The sequence below is a fragment of the Nitratireductor sp. WH36-1 genome (assembly GCF_058725515.1).
This window is the reverse complement of the sequence record NZ_JBZXDP010000002.1, coordinates 509,809-527,006: the sequence shown is the minus strand read 5'-3', so window position 1 is coordinate 527,006 and position 17,198 is coordinate 509,809. Positions and strand designations below refer to the sequence as shown.

Sequence of the window (17,198 nt, the reverse complement as noted above, 5' to 3'; positions counted from 1 at the left end):
ACTTTCGTATCGATATAACGATAGATGTACAGCGGATCGGGTGTCAAACGAATTCTGGCGGGATTGGAAGTCTGCGTGCGTTACATTCAGAAGGGCGAATACGGTGTCCCGCCGAGCACAAGCATCGATGAGAACGATCCCCTTTTCGTGCAGGCGATTGCGCGCGCCATGCAGGTGCTTTCGACCTTTCACGATGCGAGCAAACCGCTGACGCTGAACGAGATTGCGGCTGCCGGCGGCATGGGCAAGAGCGCCGCGCAGCGCGTGGTGCACACGCTGCGCCAGCTTGGCTATGTGCAACGCGACGCAGACGACCGCGGTTATGTGCCGGGCATTCGCATTCTCGATCATACACGCGACTATCTGCGGCTGAACCCTCTGGTGGCGCGGGCCTCCCCGGTTCTGATGGAGCTGCGGCGCAGTGTGCGCGAGCGCGTGGATCTCAGCCTGCGCGACGGATTGCGGCTCATCTATGCTGCGCGCCTTCAAAGCAAGCGCGAAACGTTCTTCGCAACGCTGGTCGGGCAGAGCGTGCCGATCTACTGCACCTCTGGCGGGCGCGCCGTGATGGCGCATATGAGCGACGACGAAGTGGACGAAATCATCGAGCGCTCCGAGCGCCGCGAGATCACGCCAAAAACGATCACCGACCCTCAGGCCATCCGGGCCAAGGTTCAGGAAGCGCGCGAGAATGGATATGCGCTGGCGCTCGAAGAAGTGCTCCAGGGCGAGATCGCGATCGCCACGGCGCTGCTCTCTCCGGAGGGACGACCGCTGGGGGCCATTCACATTGCCGGCTCGCTCAGCGAATGGGATGCGGAGAGCTTCTGTCGGCGTTTCGCCCCTCTTGCCGGAGAGGCCGCAGGCGTCATTAACAGGTTTTAACGCCCTCCCCTCCCCTGCCAGATCTTTTAGCGGCGCGCGCAGCGCTCCGATTCTGTCCGCGCGCGAGCTGCGGTTAAGAAAATGTGTGCCTTTTCAGAGGCCCGGGCGGCGTTTTGGTCTACTTCCAGCCGGCCCTGTCGATTTGTTTTCGATGCGATATGCTCCGCCGAAAGGCTTAAGTCACGGTAACGGCTGCATTATTCGGCTCACTTCCATCACAGAACATGTTCCGTTAACGTCTTGTTAACCAAAAACTTCTTGACGATGGCCGCCTGCATCGTGGCATTAGTTACGGAACTGGCGGCGAATGTGAGAAATTGGCGTAACCGCGATGCGTACCTGTTAGTAGCGGTTACTTCCGATTTCAAACCTGCCTCAGCGCGTTTGCATTTTAAGCGTATCTATACCCTCAAGCGTAGGCCACTCGCCGAATGGCTCCGAATCGGGTTACGTTGCGCAATATTATTCCGTCATGCGCCCTTTTGAGGGTGGTGACGTTAAGGCAATTCGCGCTGCGCCCGCCAACGGGATGCGTTGCGTTGACACCTGTCAACCAGCGCCGACTTGATTGGATGACGAGGAGCGGCACGGCATGGACATGGCCATTGACCATGAAGGAGAGCGGGAGTTGGACAAGGTTGCTGAAGTAGCGATGGAGGGTGCGGACGCGCAGCCGGTTCTGGCGGCTGACCAGGCCATCGCGGCGGACGCTGCGCGGCTTTCCGAACAGCTGCGCGTCATGCGCGACCGTCTTTATCCGCCGGCAGCCCAGAAGACGCTCCGCACATTCTCAAGTGGTGAAGCGGCGCGTCTGATCGGCGTCTCCGATGGATATCTGCGTCAGCTCTCCATTGCCGGCGAAGGTCCGCAGCCAGAGACCGGGTCCGGCGGACGCCGTTACTATTCCCTTTCAGACATCAACGCGCTCCGGCAGCATCTTGCGGCGCAGGCCAAGGCGAAGGGCAACCTCGCCAAGGCCCGTTCCTATGTGAAGTGGCGCGACCCAGAGCACGAGCACCTGCAGGTCATCTCGGTGACCAACTTCAAGGGTGGCTCCGGCAAGACGACGACCAGCGCGCACATGGCGCAGCATCTGGCCCTGTCGGGCTATCGTGTGCTGGCGGTGGATCTCGATCCGCAGGCGTCTCTCTCCGCCCTCTTCGGCTATCAGCCCGAAATCGATCTTTCGGGCAATGACACGCTCTATGGCGCGATCCGATATGACGAAGAGCGCAGGCCGCTTTCCCAGATCATCCGCAAGACCTATTTCGACGGGCTCGATCTGGTGCCGGGCAATCTCGAGCTGCACGAGTTCGAGCACACGACACCGCGCATGCTGGCCGAGCGCCAGGCGGGTGACGGTGCGGACGAATTCTTCTTCGCGCGCATTCAGGCCGCACTTGCCACGGTTGCCGATGATTACGATGTGGTCATCATCGACTGTCCGCCGCAGCTCGGCTTCCTGACGCTATCCGCACTGTGCGCATCCACCTCGGTCATCGTGACCGTGCACCCGCAGATGCTGGACGTCGCCTCGATGAGCCAGTTCCTCTACATGACGGCCGATCTTCTGTCGGTTGTGCGCGAGGCAGGCGGTTCGCTGAACTTCGATTTCCTGCGCTACCTCGTGACGCGCTACGAGCCGAATGATGGTCCCCAGACGCAGATTGTCGGCTTCCTGCGGTCGCAGTTTGGCGAACGCGTTCTGACGGCGCCCATGGTCAAGTCGACCGCGATTTCCGATGCGGGCCTGACCAAGCAGACACTCTATGAAGTGGGCCGGGACAACTTCACACGCTCGACCTATGACCGCGCGATGGAAGCGTTGACATCTGTCAACGCCGAGGTCGAAGCGCTGGTCGAGAACGCCTGGGGTCGTAACGCGACAGGAGACGGGGCATGAGCAAGCGCAAGGACCATCTGAAGGCGCTGTTCGGTGGTGCAGGTGAGGGCGAAGCCCCCTCGCCTTCCCATAAGCCGCAGCCTGCTCAGGCAAAACCGGCCCAGTCGAATTCCGCGCAGTCAAATCCCACACAGTCCGCGCCGGAAGCCAGACTTGCAGCAAAGCTTGCTCCGTCTAGCACAGAGGCGCCTGCACGCAGTTCCTCCGGCGCGGTCAAGGCGATGGGGCTTTCGCTCTCATCCATGACACGTGAAGTGGAAGATGCGCGGGCCATTCGCGAGAGCCTCGCCAAGGGCGAACGCGTGATCGAAGTGGAGCCGCACCTGATCGACCCATCGATCGTGCGCGACCGCCTGAGCCTCGAAGATGACGGCGACGAAGATTTCTCTGCGCTGGTGGACAGCGTACGCGAGAATGGCCAGCAGGTGCCTGTTCTTCTGCGCCCCCATCCGACGGAGAATGGCCGCTTTCAGGTGGCCTATGGTCATCGCCGTGTGCGTGCCGCGAACCGCCTCAAGAGGCCGGTTCAGGCGATTGTCCGGACCCTGAGCGATGACGATCTTGTGCTTGCCCAGGGCAAGGAAAACACCGAACGTCGCAATCTCTCCTTCATCGAGCGCGCCTTCTTTGCCGATGCGTTGATGCGCCATGGTTTCGACCGCAGTGTCGTTCAGCGCGCACTGTCGCTGCACAAGGCGGAGATGACGCGGCTTCTGCAGGTGGCTGAAGCCGTTCCGGCAGACATTGCAGCAGCGATTGGCCCTGCCCCGAAAGCCGGACGCCCGCGTTGGATGGCGCTGGCAGAGTATCTGAAGCGTGAAGCAGCTGTGGCCCTCGCACAGGAGGAGATTCAGTCCGTCGCGTTCCGTGCCGCCGATTCAGACGAGCGGTTCCGCAGGCTCTACGAACGCCTCGCCAAGAGGGTGTCGGCAAAAGCCAAGAAGGCTGAGAAAACGCGCTCTGTGGAAGACAGGAAAGGCCGTCTGCTTGCAAAGGTGACGCCGGGAAGCAAACCCAGGCTCGATTTCGACGAGAAGACGCGGCCGGGCTTTGCAGACTATGTGGCCGGGCTTCTGCCCGAACTGTCCGAACGTTTTGAAAAAGAGCGGGCGGACGGCAACTAGGTTCATCAGCCGCGAGATGCGGTGAAACAAATCCGGCGGAAACGCCGGTCAGACGAAGAGTGAAGAGGTAGAGCGAGAGGAAAAACGCGCAAGAAAAAGGCCCCCAGAACGTTTAAATTCCGGAAGCCCCTTTCGATGTAGCAATCTGAAAGAATCACTTCCAGCGTTCAAAGTCAAGCACCGGGTTACTCGGTGAGCGTCTTTTTCTTGCCTAATGCAAGGTGAGACAATGACGGATAGATTTGCAATCTCGCCATTCGGCGGGAAAGGGATGGCGCGTGCCCAAATCATAGTCAGTGAGCAGGTTCGGCGTGCCCGCAAGGCCCTGAACACGCGCTCGGACGATGCACGTGCCTGTTCTGAAAATACCGTGGATAAATGGCATTTGCTGCGGGCCGTAACCGAAGCACGACCGGCGCTTGGCCTCTCCGACAGGACGATTGTGGTTCTGGAGGCGCTTGTGAGCTTCAACAGTGAACGCATGCTGGATCCCGGCGGGGAGCTTGTCGTGTTCCCGTCCAATGCCGAACTCTCCATTCGCGCCCGTGGCATGGCGCCAGCAACACTGCGTCGGCATCTGGCCGCGCTGGTGAAGGCCGGGCTCATTCTGCGCCGCGACAGCGCCAATGGAAAACGTTTTGCGCGCCGTGGTGAAGAAGGCCAGATCGAGGAAGCTTTCGGCTTTGATCTAGCGCCTCTGGTCATGCGTGCGGGCGAAATCGAGGCTTACGCAGCAGAAGCACGGCGGCTTGCAAAGGCCCTGAGAGCCCTCAGGAGCGAAGTAACGATCCATCTGAGGGATATTGCGGCCATTGTTCACGCAACCGCCCAGGAGGGCAGGGGAGAGCGTTTTGCAGCCTTTGCAGAGCGTCTCGAGGCGCTTTCTGGAAGATTGGGCCGCAACACCGATTGGAAAACGCTCAAAGCACGCAGAGACGCACTCGTGGAACTGCGCGACGCAATCGAAAACGCCTATCTCGATAACCTTCGCGACGAAGAGCTGGCGGCTCAAAATCCAGAGCGCATGGTTAATGAAATCACAAAAGTGAGCGCCAATGAGTCCCAAAATGAGCGCCATATTCATAATTCAGACTCAGACTCTAATTTTGAAATAGACGTAGACGACATCGAAGCGGAAACGCCGCGAAAGGCTCATGAAAGCGTAGCCCTTGCCAAAGCACACCGGAAAAGCCCTTCCGGAAGGCTGGAAAGAGCCCCACGACCGACAAAACAGGCTTCTGCAAGCGAAAATACTGGCAGAACCGCAACGATGCGGCTGGAAATTGTGACCTCAGCCTGTCCGCAAATGCGCGATTATGCGCCCGGTGGCCTCACAAACTGGCGAGATCTCATGAAAGCCGCCGAAACGGTGCGTTCCATGCTGGGAATTCCACCGGACGCCTGGGCGAAAGCGCGGACAGAGATGGGCGAAATCAACGCGGCAATCACCATTGCAGCCATGCTGGAGCGGGCCGAGGCCATCCGGTCGCCCGGCGCCTATCTCCGGCGGTTGACCGAAAGGGCCCATGGCGGCTCGTTCTCCGTCAAGCCGATGCTCAATGCGCTCGTTTCGGCCCGCCAGCGAGCCCTTATAGGCTCAAGGAGAGCGCAAGCTTGAAATGAACATATTCTGGGCATAGATTAATCGGGTAGTGATCATTATGTGCTCATTTCGCGTTGATTCAGGAGGTCAAAGAGCATGACTGCGGCAGAACTCGATTTCGCAGCGGCCCATTTCGCTGACGAACGCGCACCGTTTCTATCCGCCCGGCGGGTTTCTGAACTTCTGGGCGTGACAATGGTGGAGCTCGCACGGCTGATTGGCGTTGCCCGCAACACGCTGACGGCCAAATCCGGCCAGAGAAAGGTTGATCAGGCGCTGAGCCCGGTTGTGCGCATTCTGGTAATGGCGACGGAAATGGCCGGGGATGAGCACCGGGCCGTGATCTGGTTCAAGCATCAGCCCATTCCCGGCTGGGCGGGAAAAACCGCTTATGATTTGGTAGGGGAGGGGAAGGCCGACAAGGTTTTGACCTATCTCGAAGCGGTGCGTGCCGGCGTCTATGCCTGAAGAATTGCGCAATGAGACCCTTTGGCGGGCCTATGTGCCGCGTTGGGCGCACGCGCCGCTCTCAGGGGAGGGGGCCGCACGCTTTGGCGGACGCTGGAACCCGGTTGGAGCAGCCACGATCTACGCGGCGCGGGAGCTTTCCACGGCCTGGGCTGAATATAATCAGGGATTTGTGCAGCACCCCGCACTGATCGCCCAGCTGACGCTTTCAAAAGCGCGCCTTGCGGATCTGACGAGCGAAGAGGGGCTTGAGGCAGTCGGGCAATCGCCAGCTTTGCATCAGTGCGAGTGGCGGGCGGATATGGATGCCGGAAAGCTGCCCGAAACCCATCTCCTGCGCGAAAAACTGCTTCTGCAAGGCTATCACGGCGTGATCTATCCATCCTTCATGTCGCCCGGCGGAAGCTGCGTCGCGCTGTGGAGCTGGAATGGAGAGAAAGGGCCCGGTCTTTCCGTGACGGATCCCGAGCACAGACTGCCAAATGACGCGGCTTCCTGGCTTTAGATCCTTTTTTCGGTTTTCTCGGTATTTTCACCTGAAAATGGCTCGTTTCAGCTCATTTCGGGATGATATCCGCGCTTTTCCTTGATTTTGCGCAGGCGCTGGAGGGCTGTCTCCGCAGCCCCCGTCGTGTCGAAGAGATTGATCTTGAACTGCCCGCGCGTGCCGATCCGGCCCCACTGGCGCACAAGAGCAGCGTCGCCAAACAGTGTGGGCTCAACGGAAAGCGTGTAATAGCGCGCCATGTTGCGTGCGGGATCGATGCGTTTCAGACAGCAGAGATGTGGGTTGGTAGCCATGCCTATAGCTGGCCCGGAAAAACCGGCTGCGTCCAACGCATTTGCTGAATCGATCAGCGGTGACCGATTCACGTCGCTTATCGTTCCGTCACTGAAGATCGAGGGCGAATGCGCGGTATCGAGAGCGCTCAATCCCTTTGTTTCTATAGAGTGTGGGACGCAAAACCGATGCTGGAACTGCTCTAGAGACCACTCGCCTTGGTGAGATTGACCCGGAAACGATCGCGGCGACGCTGATAGTGGCGGGTCATTTCAGCGCTTGTGTGGCCCAACTGCTTTTGAACGAAGCGTTCGTCCACCTCGGCTGAAGAGGCAAGCCCGGCGCGCAGGGAATGGCCCGAAAACAGCTTTTCACGCTCCTTTTCAGACAATTCCGGACGCAAACCGGCGTCGAGCGCGGTCTTTTTGACCAGTCTGGCGACATGTTTGTCGCTGAGACGGCTTTCCTGAACCGATTTCTCACCGCGAATTCTGCGAAACAGCGGACCATGGGCCACGCGCCCGAGCCGCATCCAGATTTTCAGCGCTTCAACGGGGCAGGAACGGTCTGCCGAGCCGCGCCCGATCTCCACTTCACGCCATCCGGTTTTGCCGCGCAGCGTGAGAAGCGCGCCGTTTTCGAACATCTCGACCCAACCACAGCCATCTTCCGTCTGGTCGACACCGGCATCGAGGCCAACGATCTCGGAGCGGCGCAATCCGCCAGCAAAGCCGACCAGCAGCACCGCCCTGTCGCGCAGTCCTCGCAGATCGTAGGGCAGGGTTTCGAGCATGGCCAGAATGTCGTCAGCCAAAAGCGCTTCCTTCTGAACCGGCGGGCGGCCGTGTTTGCGGCGAATGCCGGCAAAGACTTCTGCAATGTGCGGATCCTTGCGGTCGAGACGGTCCCCACGTTGCGAGAACGCCTGAGAGAGCCCGGAAAGCCGCCGCTCCAACGTCGAAACGGTCGGCCGCGGTGAGGATGAAGCGCAGGCGGACAGGTATAGCCCCACGGTCTCTGGATTGGCCGGTAAGGGCGAGAAGCCCGTGCGCCGGCACCAGGAGGCGAAATGACGCCAATCGGCAGCGTAGGCGCGCTGTGTGGCTTCCGAGCGGGCCGCGCGCGCGTAACTGCGCGCCGTTTCGACGAGCGGGTCCGTTTCGGCGGGCAGGAGAGGGGAGGGGGCCTCCGGCTCATCCATGGCCAGCACGATGTCGACAATGTCCGGCAGGTCAGGATTTTCTGGCGATGGTTGATCGCATTTTAACGTTGTTATGGCATTCTGAGTGCGAGATTCGTCGTTTTGCGACGTGCTCTCTCGCGTCGCAGACGGGGCTAAGTGCCAGTTTTTGGTATTCTGCTCGATCTCAGAGGCCATTTCGCCATCTAGTACGCAGATGTCCGATAATGCAAGATTATCGGACATTATTTGTACCCGACAGGCGCGGCGGTTTTGTTGTTGATAGCGCACAAAAAGCGCCGGGCGATGATACGCCGTTCCTGCCATTCCCTGAACAGGGCTTGTCACGTTAACGACGAGGCAGGTGTTTGCGAGATAGGCTGATGGGGCGCTGTCACGTTAACGAGATCGGGACGCGATTGGATGTGTGGCGCTGTTTTCAGCGGCCGATGGTTACAGCGTTCCATTCTGCCATGGCGCGCAGGCGATGACTGCGAATGCCAAGAGCGGAGCACTGTGAGCGAGGCGGGACGAAAAGGTTGCGGGCGGCGGAGAAGATCGAGATGAAAAGCTGCAGGCTTCCAGGTGATTGAAAGCCCTGCATTGACCATTCTCGCTTTCTAAGCGGCACATGCGAATTCTCCGCACGGTTATTCAATCCCTTATGCGACCAGTGCTCGACAGTCGGCATGACCTGTCGCCTGGCGGCTCCATAAGAGCGCAGCTTGTCGGTGATCATCCGTTTTGGTGCGATCCCCTGCTTTTTCAGGAGCCGGGTTAGCAATCGCCTGGCAGCCTTGGTGATGCGCCGGGTCTGAACGATTTCGTCCAGCACATAGCGGTCCTGATCGACGGCGCGCCAGAGCCAGTGCTTCTTGCCAGCAATAACGATGCGCATCTCATCAAGAAACCAACATCACTGGGGGATGGCTGCTTGCGGCGCAGGTCACGCGCATAGGCAGTGACGTTGCCCCCCAAGTTTTATCCAGTTTGAGGAGACTCTGGCGGTGGGTTTGGCCGATATGGCCGGGGCTATTGACGGGGTCTGACGCGGAGCTCGCGAGCGAGCGGAGCGGCAGATCCCGTTTCGGGTTCAAGGTGTCGGCATATTCGGTCGGGGTCAGCCAACCGAGCCGGGAGTGTGGGCGGTTGAGGTTGTAGTCGTTCCTCCAGGCCTGAAGAGTTGCTCGGGCGTGCGAGAGCGACGGGTCGCAAGATCCGCGTTCTGACCGTCGTCGACACCTTCTCACGGTTCTCGCCGGTGGTCGATCCGCGGTTCAGCTACCGGGGAGAAGATGTCGTGGCGACGCTGGAACGGACATGTCGCTGGTCGGCTACCCGAAGACGATCCGGGTTGACCAGGGCTCGGAGTTCATCTCCCGTGATCTTGACCTATGGGCCTATCAGCGTGGCGTCGATCTCGACTTTTCGCGTCCGGGCAAGCCCACGGACAATGCGTTCATCGAGTCCTTCAGTGGCAAGTTCAGGACGGAGTGCCTCAATGCGCACTGGTTCCTGACGCTTGACGACGCCCGCTTGAAAATGGAGGGATGGCGTAAGGACTACAACAATGTCCGCTTGTGCCTATTGACGGCTAAGCTATGCCGATGAGTGGAGTTATCGGGCAACACTTGATTAATGAATCATGGATCGATTGACGTGCATTCGCACTATTCAGCTGTATGCACCCCCATACAGTCGAGGTTGATATGAAGGTAATTTCGCTCATCGGACAGAAAGGCGGTACGGGCAAAAGCACGTTGATCCGAGTGTTGCTGTCCGCGATGGTAGCTGATGGCAAGCACGTCTTGCTGATCGATTCTGATCCGATCAGAAGCACAATGGCATTTGCCGAAAGTCTGGCAGAGAATGACCCGGACAGTGCAGCATTTGTGTCGGCTCATCATTGTCTATCGACTGAAGATATTGAAGAGCTGATCGACAAGGCACATGCATCTGGCAAGGTCGATTACTGCCTCATAGACACGCAAAGCGTCCTTGAGGTGTGGGTTGATGAAGTGATCGCACTTTCCGACCGCATCATCATTCCATTGAAGGTTTCCAAGACGGATTTTTCCGAGCAGATGGCGACATACAATCGGTACATGTTGCTGAAAGAGGCGGTTGAGAACCCTGAAGACCTTCCGCCAATCTGCTTTGTCCTCAACCAGATCAAGCCAGGCACCAAATATCCGAAGGCGCTAAGCGAACATTTCTTCGAAATGGCCGAGCATCCCGCGATGCTGCGCGTCTTCGTGTCGGACAAGAACGTCTACAACACGACGGATAACGGTATTCTGCTTGGCGAGATGATGAAGCGCCTACAGGAGAACAAACAGCCGGCGCGCTATGTTGCGGACGCACTCGAAGAAGCGCGGTCGCTTTTGCGTGCCGTCATGAATGTTGATCTTGTTGGAGCTGAGGAACCAGAACCGGCAAATGGGACCGAACCATCGCAGCCCAATATCGTCAGTAAGGCCGGCTCCAACAACCAGCCAAAGCCAAGCCACCAGTCTCCAAAAGAGAATATGGCAAACGATGTTCCGCCCGTTCGCGTTACAGTGCGAGTTGGCTTTGCCGAAGATGCGCAACGGCTCGCCAATCAATGCCTTGAGAAACATGGCGGGCATACAAGCCAGCTCGCAAAAGTTATTGCTCGAACTGTTACCATCGCGGATAGCGACTTTTCCGATGCTGGTGTGCCAGGTGCACGCGACCAACTCGCGATCACAACCCACCAGATCATATGCAAGGTTGATCACAACCTTTATGCGAAATGGGCAAAGAAGTACGATCCATTTGGTAGTATGAAGCCGGGGGATATTGTTCGAGGCGCTGCAAATGTTGCGTTTAACAGGGCAGCTCGAACCGTACTAAAGGAACTGATTGGATGATGCGCAATTTCGGGAAACTCGTCGTCATGACTGGTTTGATTGGCAGCACCTTTGCAGCGGTGCCTGCGTATGCCGAAGCGTGGAAGATCGAGAACGACAAAGTGCTGGTCATTCACAATCTGAATGCCGCGCCCTTCCAACTGACGCTTGTTTGCGATCCGGATGGAGCGTTCATTCCGCCGCAAAACTACATGCTTGTAAAGCTAAGCGGCAAGGAACTTGAGAGCGGAACGCTCGAAGTTGAGCAGGGCGATGACACTGCGTCCTTGAAGATCAATGCAGCCGCGATCTTGTCGACGCAGAACGGCGCGGAATGGAACGCGGCGACCAATCTGCTGTTCGCCGGTGGAACTGTGACGCTCAAGGCAGACGCGAAGGAACTTCGCATCGAGCTGGAGCCTGTGTCCGGGAATCCCTGCCTCACTCGGGGCTGACGCTTCAACCATTGGACAGATTGACGGGATATCCCTTCTCGCATATTTGAATATGCAGAAAGGAATATCCCGATGGCCCTTTATATCCGAGATTCCAGCGTAGACGATCTGGCCGAGAAAGTGCGCATCGCGCTCGGTGCCAAGACCAAGACCGATGCTGTCCGCAAAGCGTTACAGCATGAGCTGGAGCGCGCCGATGAAACGATCCCTGTACGCCAGAAACTCGCAGAGCTGCGGGCCAAGGCGCGTGAGCGCCTTGGCCCGCCCGTTCGTGATATCGACATGAAAAAGTTCATGAATGAGCTTTGGGATGAAAGCGAATGAGCCTCGTTGATGCATCCGTCATTGTCGCGATCCTCAATGAAGAGCCAGGTTTTGAAGAACTGGAAAAGCGGCTCAACGATGCGCCGGGCCAGCTCTACATATCGCCGCTCGTGCGGTTCGAGGCAGTCGCCGCAATCTCCTGGCTCCATATCGCGGCCGCGAAGGGCAAGATTGATCGAGAACAGGTGATTGCTGACGCCCGCTCGCTGGTCGATGAATTCGTCCAGGCGATCCGGGCGAAGGAAGCGCCGATTGACGCGCGGGTGGGCGCTGAAGCCATCGACGCCATGGCGCGATATGGCAAAGTTGCCGGTCATCCGGCATCGTTGAACTTTGGTGATTGCTTCGCTTACGGTGCCGCTCGGGTCTACCGTCTGCCGTTGCTCTACAAGGGCAACGACTTCTCCGAAACCGACATAGGGTAGGGGCGGGCGTGGAAGCCGACACAGCCCCGTTTACCACAGCCTCCGGGCTTCTCTTCGGCGCTATATGATGAGCGCGTTCAGCCCTCCGGCTGCTTCGCTGCGCTGCGCCCCGCCTGCGGCGGGATGGAAAACGGGGCTGCGCCGGAGACAAAAGCGCGACCGGCAGCGGCTGCTATTCAGCCGCTTCGGGAAGCTCGTCGCCCTCGTCTGCGGGCGTGGTGATCCGAATGGGGGAGGGGAGCCATCCAGTGCCCTCAACCTGACGGTCGGCATATGTGGCGGCTTCCGCCTTCTTCATACCGGCGATGCTCTGCCGGTTAAGGTGACGGAAATAGCTGTCGCCGGTGGTCGTGAACCAGTCGCGCATGTCCACATTGAGCGCCTTGCCGATCTGGTTGGCGTGAGCGATGCCGGCTGAACGGCAATGGAACTTCGGTTCCATGGCATTGAGGCTGTGAGCGGCGGCGAAGGCCATGAGAGAAAGAAGCTCATCGTGGGACTGGTCATAGCACCATTCCCACAAGTCAGCGGGATTGCCGGGAAGCTTGTCGCCCCAACGCTCCTGCATGTCAGCGAACGCCTTTGCTCCTTTGCAGCTTTCGGGGTTCTTCATGGCAACCTCGTGCGCCTCATGGGTGAGCGAGATTTGCAGGGCAGAATGTCCGCTTGCAGAATTGTAGGCGCTGCCGGTCCTGTAGACGCTTCCCAAAAGAAGCGCATGGACCACGGCCACCAGCGCGATATCGGGATTGTTGGCAAACTCCACACGCAGGGCGGCGGTCTTCTGTGCGGTCAGATCTTCGATCAGGGCCGCCGAATACTTCATGACGGGGGCCTCGGCTTCTGCTTCGGAATTGCCCGCCTCCGGGCCTTCTTCGGTGCCGCCCTCGTCGTTCTCATCCTCGGCGCGTACAAGGCCACGCGCGATTTCGGTGTTGCCGTAAAAGTCCATGAAGACCATCGCCCCGGCTTTCGCCTTGTCGGCGGGCTTATATACATCCATTGCAGCGGTCAGCGTTTCCATTTCCGCCTCGATCTGCTCAAGACGCGCGCGCATCCTTTGCGTCTTCATCCGCATCGATCTGGTCGGCCAGATCGTCAACCACGGCAGTCAATTCGTCCATCCGCTTCTGATCGGCTTCGGGCAATTCCTGCCGTTCGGGGTATACGCGGCCAAAGTCGAAAATGTCATCGGGGCGCGCCGCGAGCGGTCCCGCAGTCAGTTCTCGGCATCGCAGGAGACAATCGCCTCCCGTTTGGTCTGGCTGCCGTCGATGACGACCCGCTCGGGCCGGCCATGGCGTTCAAGCACGTTTCGGAAAAACCGCTTGGACGGGTTACGCCGGATCATCGCTCACTCCGTGTATTCAGACACCATGTCGGCCGCCATCACCTTTCCCATTCCCTCCATCATCGCCTTGAGGTCCGGCGCCAGCAGTTCCTCCTTTTCTTCGAACCAGCCTTCAGAACCAAATTTGATCGAGGTGCTTAAACCGGCAGATACGGCTCCGAATGCGGCCCCAGTCCCGGCATCATAAAGCACCATGACCTGAAGTTCATCACACCCGTCCGGGCCGCAGGCCAAGCCCATATAAGTATCGCCGACCCGCCTGTTTCCCGGCATATAGGTTGCGGTGTTGAAATACTGCGCGAACACGTCACGCAGGCCTTTCCCATTTTCAGAATCCGCCATGGCGGATTGCACTGCATCCTGAGCAAGGATGTCGAAGACATTCCCACCATCAAGTTGCCCAGCGGGTCTGGCGGACTGACGTCTGACCTCCAGTTGCGCTGCGCGTTCATCCCTTCGGGCTTCCCTGGCCTGACGCTGCGCCTCTGCCGTTTGCTGTTCTTCGGCCGCAAGGCGGGCTTTGGCTTCGCGGCGTTCGATTGCTTTCCAATCCTGTTCATCGAGCGGCGCGAACTCAATCGACGGACCAGAGGTGACGGACACCCGCAGCGGACTGCGGCCATCCCTACGTGACGGAAAGATACTGAATGTGCTCGCCACCCCAGCTTCCGGCGTGATTGTTGCCAGAAGCTTCGCGCCTTGCCATGTCAGCTCAACCTCTTCCGCTTCGGTGCAAGCCCCGAAGGGGGGTGACATCAGCCCGTAATCAGGTTCCGTGACCCAAAGCCAGCGATAGGCTTCGGCGCAGCCGTTCGGCAATATCGGATCTGAATAACGGATCAGAGCATATGATTCAGTCACCGCAACAATTCGTGCAGCATCAGGCTCAAATCCGGGCATCAAAATGCGCCCGCCGATCCTCGGTGATCCATTTTCGAAATCAACCCGTACCGGATCACTAAGATCCCATGTTTTAACGTTTCGGATCGGGATGTCGTCATAGCGCCCGAACCAAGGATATTCGATCTCTCGCTTGTCCATCTCAGGGGCGCTCTCTACAGGCTGCGCTGGTTTCCACCCGGCGGCAGCCAAAGCCTCCTCCCTTGCCGCGCTGATCTTCGCATCTACACAAGCAGCGTCGGCACCACCAAAAATAGAGCCTCCGCAGTCTTCGCCTTCCGGTGGTGGCACTTCGGCAGAGAGGACCTCGGCCACGGTATCGGTAGAGGGAGCCGGTTCAGGCATGTCTCTCGGTTTTGGCGCGGCAGGGGTATCGTAGCGGCCCAATGCCAGGTAGATCAGGTTGCCCTCAGACCGGTCGTTGCCGCGCTTGAACAGCCGCAGCCGCTCATGCTCGATCCGCAGCTCCGCGCATTCCTCATCTATACAAACATGCCGCGCCCCGTATTCTGTCTCTTCAATCTGACGAACCCCCCTGGATGACAACAGTGCGCCGGTGCCATCAGGGCGCACCTCAACCGCGAATACGCCAGTACCGAGATCGTCGAAATAAAGCCGGCCGGGCAGCGAATCGCGCAGATCTCCGGTAAATGAAGCCGGGTTGTGGCGGTGATGCCCCGGCCAGGCCGCGAAAATACGCGAAGAGCCATACGGGTCTTCCTGATAGGGGCGCCAGCCGCCATCCTCTCGTGGATAGACCGTGGACCAGCCGCTGCCAATGCCATAGGCGCTGCCACGCTTGCAGGTTTCCGCGCCGCTGTCATCGAATGCAAAACAGATCACCTCCTTGTCGGCAGCGCGCCAGCGCGCCGTGCCAGTGTTGCCGCTGGCATAGGAGAATTCGGCGCGCCCGTCATGGCCCAGATAGACCGACCAGACCGCGCCGCTTTCAGCTGTAGCGCCGAACAAGGTGTGTCCGGCCAGGTCCGGGAGGGGAGGCATCGGCCCAGCCTTTGCGCCGGACGCTGACACCAGAAGGCTCAGCGCCATTATCATGGATTTAAAGAGTGATATTCCATGCGAGAAACGCGGCGTTTCATATGGCACATTGATACTATCACCCATCATAACTGCGAGCTTATACAACTAGTCAGCTTCCTTCTTCCCAGCGTTACTGAAGCCGTTCAGCGATCCACAGCTTGATCAGCGATTGCCGGGTCACGCCGAGGCGCCGAGCCTGCTTGTCTAGGCTCTCAACGACCCACGCCGGAAAATCCACGTTCACGCGCTTAGGCTGGTCTTTTGGGCGGCGCGCCTGGGACCAGTCGATTGCATCGCTCACGTCCTCACCGGCGTCGAACTTTTTATCGAACTCAGTTGCCTTCATAGTATCCGATCTCCTCTTTTCGGGCACGGCGCACCGAGATGATCCGCACCGCATCACTTCGCGGCGTCCAAACCGCCGCCCAGTGCTTGCCCTCGATCTTCCCGATCGACAGAAAGCGCGGTTCGCCCTCGGTCTTTGCGGGCGCTTCGAGCATCCACGGGTCATCCCAAAGAGCCTGTGCCTGATCAAAGTAGATGCCATGCTTCGACAGATTCGAGGCACTTTTAGCGGGGTCACACTCAAAATCCATGCGAAAATATGGTATAGTAATTATCCATTTCCAAGCATGGTTTTATGTGACTACCATCGCCAGTTCGGCCCTCCGATATTGGATGTCTCCGGTCGGGTCCGATGTGGCAGCCATAGGCGGCCGCAGCTATGTCCAGCGCGACAGGCGAGGGGCGTCGGTTCCCCTCAAAGAGCCGGCGCTGTCTTGTTATGCTGCCGGCTGGGCGGGCTTGAAGGACAGGCGGATATTGAGCGCCCGGGCAACCTTCATCACGGTTGCAAGTGTTGGGTTTCCTTCGCCCGACAGGGCCTTGTCGAGACCTTGGCGGCTCATGCCGACTTCGCGCGCAAGCTGGCTCAGGTTTCGGGCACGGGCCACATCGCCAAGCGCAGCGGCGATAAGGGCGGGGTCGCCGTCCTCCATGACCGCTTCCAGATAGTCGGCAATGTCATCTTCGGTCTTGAGATAGTCGGCGGTATCGTATCGGCTGAATTTCACGTCCATCATTCTTGCTCCTTCCATTGTGCAGCAATGGCCTTGGCGGTCACGATATCCCGGTCTTGGCTGCTCTTGTCGCCGCCACACAACAGCACGACCACAACGGGCCGTGCTTGATGAAATAGACCCGGTATCCGGGGCCGAAGTCGATCTTCATTTCCGACACGCCTTCGCCCACTGGCTTGACAGTGCCGGGATTTCCAAGGCTCAACCGGCGAATTCGGGCCTCAATGATGGCCCGTCCCTTACGATCACGGAGCCGGGTGATCCACCGGTCTTGATTAGCTCGATTATGTGACAACTATGGTTGCTAGCGCCGGAATTGTCCACTTTAGTTGCTAATTCCAATGCGGATCACTTAGCCTTTTTCAAAGAATCCGGGGTGCGCCTGATTGACGCTGAAGGTGACAACCCGGCCTCCAAATCTGCGGTTCAATCGGTCGATTGTCGTGGCGAGCTTTTCGCGTGAGCTGGCAGCGCCGGGTTCAAGCGGCAGGAACAGTTCTCCGGGCCGTTCGGCAAGAGCGATCACATCGCTCAACTGAACGCCAACAGACAGGATCACGCGCGGTTTCGTGCGCATGCAATCAATCCAGAGTCGGTCTAGCAGGCTATGGAATGCCGCCGTGTCTTGGCTTGCCGTGAGCGTGAGACTGCGGGAATGCCTTGCCGGTCGGGCATATGCACCATGAGGGAGAAGCGCTTTGCGCAATATCCGTCACGGCGCAGGCGGTCAGACGCGGCCGTGTCCAAACAATTGAGAGGCCCGTTATCCTTCGGACCTGATGCAGACTCGATAGCGCAACATAGCC

At 58.8% G+C, this 17,198-nt stretch carries 18 protein-coding genes and 4 pseudogenes; 11 read left to right on the top strand and 11 right to left on the bottom strand.

The features are described 5' to 3' along the window. Positions 1–75: 75 nt before the first annotated feature. From AC4PTT_RS21600 to AC4PTT_RS21575, 6 genes are all read left to right on the top strand, one after another. Positions 76–885 carry an IclR family transcriptional regulator gene (locus AC4PTT_RS21600; RefSeq protein ID WP_299941961.1) on the top strand — a complete coding sequence of 270 codons (810 nt, stop codon included), beginning with the start codon at positions 76–78 and terminating at the stop codon, positions 883–885. A gap of 652 nt (positions 886–1,537) precedes the next feature. Next, on the top strand, positions 1,538–2,788 hold the full coding sequence (gene repA, locus AC4PTT_RS21595; RefSeq protein WP_206546510.1) for a plasmid partitioning protein RepA: 1,251 nt from the start codon (positions 1,538–1,540) through the stop codon (positions 2,786–2,788). Next, positions 2,785–3,912 carry a plasmid partitioning protein RepB gene (repB, locus tag AC4PTT_RS21590; RefSeq protein ID WP_492162711.1) on the top strand — a complete coding sequence of 376 codons (1,128 nt, stop codon included), beginning with the start codon at positions 2,785–2,787 and terminating at the stop codon, positions 3,910–3,912. The genes repA and repB overlap by 4 nt, the downstream gene beginning before the upstream one ends. Before the next feature lie 229 nt (positions 3,913–4,141). After that, positions 4,142–5,530, top strand: coding sequence for a plasmid replication protein RepC (gene repC / locus AC4PTT_RS21585; protein ID WP_492162710.1), 1,389 nt, complete (start codon positions 4,142–4,144; stop codon positions 5,528–5,530). Positions 5,531–5,611: 81 nt separating this feature from the next. Further along, positions 5,612–5,983, top strand: a complete 372-nt coding sequence (locus tag AC4PTT_RS21580; RefSeq protein ID WP_492162709.1) for an antitoxin Xre/MbcA/ParS toxin-binding domain-containing protein — start codon at positions 5,612–5,614, stop codon at positions 5,981–5,983. Then, positions 5,976–6,488 (top strand): RES family NAD+ phosphorylase, encoded by a 513-nt coding sequence (locus tag AC4PTT_RS21575; protein ID WP_206548922.1) that lies wholly within the window; start codon positions 5,976–5,978, stop codon positions 6,486–6,488. The genes AC4PTT_RS21580 and AC4PTT_RS21575 overlap by 8 nt, the downstream gene beginning before the upstream one ends. A 47-nt stretch (positions 6,489–6,535) precedes the next feature. Here AC4PTT_RS21575 and AC4PTT_RS21570 read toward each other — a convergent pair whose 3' ends face one another. The 3 genes and pseudogenes from AC4PTT_RS21570 to AC4PTT_RS21560 form a co-directional block, all read right to left on the bottom strand. Then, positions 6,536–6,784 (bottom strand): WGR domain-containing protein, encoded by a 249-nt coding sequence (locus AC4PTT_RS21570; protein ID WP_206546499.1) that lies wholly within the window; start codon positions 6,782–6,784, stop codon positions 6,536–6,538. Between the two features lie 182 nt (positions 6,785–6,966). After that, on the bottom strand, positions 6,967–8,142 hold the full coding sequence (locus tag AC4PTT_RS21565) for a tyrosine-type recombinase/integrase (protein WP_492162923.1): 1,176 nt from the start codon (positions 8,140–8,142) through the stop codon (positions 6,967–6,969). Positions 8,143–8,383: 241 nt separating this feature from the next. Continuing rightward, positions 8,384–8,904: pseudogene (locus AC4PTT_RS21560) on the bottom strand (IS6 family transposase); the annotation flags it as partial. A 241-nt stretch (positions 8,905–9,145) separates the two neighbouring features. Between AC4PTT_RS21560 and AC4PTT_RS21555 the strand changes: the two are divergent. The 5 genes and pseudogenes from AC4PTT_RS21555 to AC4PTT_RS21535 all read left to right on the top strand — a co-directional run. After that, positions 9,146–9,522 (top strand): annotated as a pseudogene (locus AC4PTT_RS21555) (integrase core domain-containing protein); the annotation flags it as partial. Between the two features lie 131 nt (positions 9,523–9,653). Then, positions 9,654–10,838 carry a ParA family protein gene (locus AC4PTT_RS21550; protein ID WP_492162708.1) on the top strand — a complete coding sequence of 395 codons (1,185 nt, stop codon included), beginning with the start codon at positions 9,654–9,656 and terminating at the stop codon, positions 10,836–10,838. Next, a complete protein-coding gene (locus AC4PTT_RS21545; protein WP_492162707.1) occupies positions 10,835–11,272 on the top strand; it encodes a hypothetical protein in 438 nt (145 codons plus the stop codon). The genes AC4PTT_RS21550 and AC4PTT_RS21545 overlap by 4 nt, the downstream gene beginning before the upstream one ends. A gap of 72 nt (positions 11,273–11,344) precedes the next feature. Beyond that, positions 11,345–11,596, top strand: coding sequence for a type II toxin-antitoxin system VapB family antitoxin (locus AC4PTT_RS21540; RefSeq protein ID WP_492162706.1), 252 nt, complete (start codon positions 11,345–11,347; stop codon positions 11,594–11,596). Beyond that, positions 11,593–12,021 (top strand): type II toxin-antitoxin system VapC family toxin, encoded by a 429-nt coding sequence (locus tag AC4PTT_RS21535; RefSeq protein ID WP_492162705.1) that lies wholly within the window; start codon positions 11,593–11,595, stop codon positions 12,019–12,021. Before AC4PTT_RS21540 ends, AC4PTT_RS21535 begins: the two co-directional genes overlap by 4 nt. A 172-nt stretch (positions 12,022–12,193) precedes the next feature. On the opposite strand, the gene AC4PTT_RS21530 is transcribed toward AC4PTT_RS21535, so the two are convergent. The 8 genes and pseudogenes from AC4PTT_RS21530 to AC4PTT_RS21495 all read right to left on the bottom strand — a co-directional run bounded on the left by AC4PTT_RS21530 (position 12,194) and on the right by AC4PTT_RS21495 (position 16,969). Further along, a complete protein-coding gene (locus AC4PTT_RS21530) occupies positions 12,194–13,078 on the bottom strand; it encodes a hypothetical protein (protein WP_492162704.1) in 885 nt (294 codons plus the stop codon). Positions 13,079–13,243: 165 nt separating this feature from the next. Then, a pseudogene (locus AC4PTT_RS21525) lies at positions 13,244–13,354 on the bottom strand (IS6 family transposase); the annotation flags it as partial. Between the two features lie 21 nt (positions 13,355–13,375). Next, positions 13,376–15,418, bottom strand: coding sequence for a CCDC174 family protein (locus AC4PTT_RS21520; protein WP_492162703.1), 2,043 nt, complete (start codon positions 15,416–15,418; stop codon positions 13,376–13,378). Positions 15,419–15,443: 25 nt separating this feature from the next. Further along, complete coding sequence (gene brnA, locus AC4PTT_RS21515; protein ID WP_492162702.1) at positions 15,444–15,659, bottom strand: type II toxin-antitoxin system BrnA family antitoxin; 216 nt, start codon at positions 15,657–15,659, stop codon at positions 15,444–15,446. Beyond that, on the bottom strand, positions 15,646–15,909 hold the full coding sequence (locus tag AC4PTT_RS21510; protein ID WP_206553038.1) for a BrnT family toxin: 264 nt from the start codon (positions 15,907–15,909) through the stop codon (positions 15,646–15,648). Before AC4PTT_RS21510 ends, brnA begins: the two co-directional genes overlap by 14 nt. A 186-nt stretch (positions 15,910–16,095) precedes the next feature. Next, positions 16,096–16,392, bottom strand: a complete 297-nt coding sequence (locus AC4PTT_RS21505) for an addiction module antidote protein (protein ID WP_492162922.1) — start codon at positions 16,390–16,392, stop codon at positions 16,096–16,098. After that, positions 16,392–16,687, bottom strand: a pseudogene (locus AC4PTT_RS21500) (type II toxin-antitoxin system RelE/ParE family toxin). The gene AC4PTT_RS21505 and the pseudogene AC4PTT_RS21500 overlap by 1 nt, the downstream one beginning before the upstream one ends. A gap of 57 nt (positions 16,688–16,744) precedes the next feature. Then, positions 16,745–16,969, bottom strand: a complete 225-nt coding sequence (locus AC4PTT_RS21495; RefSeq protein WP_492162701.1) for a hypothetical protein — start codon at positions 16,967–16,969, stop codon at positions 16,745–16,747. Between the last annotated feature and the right edge of the window lie 229 nt (positions 16,970–17,198).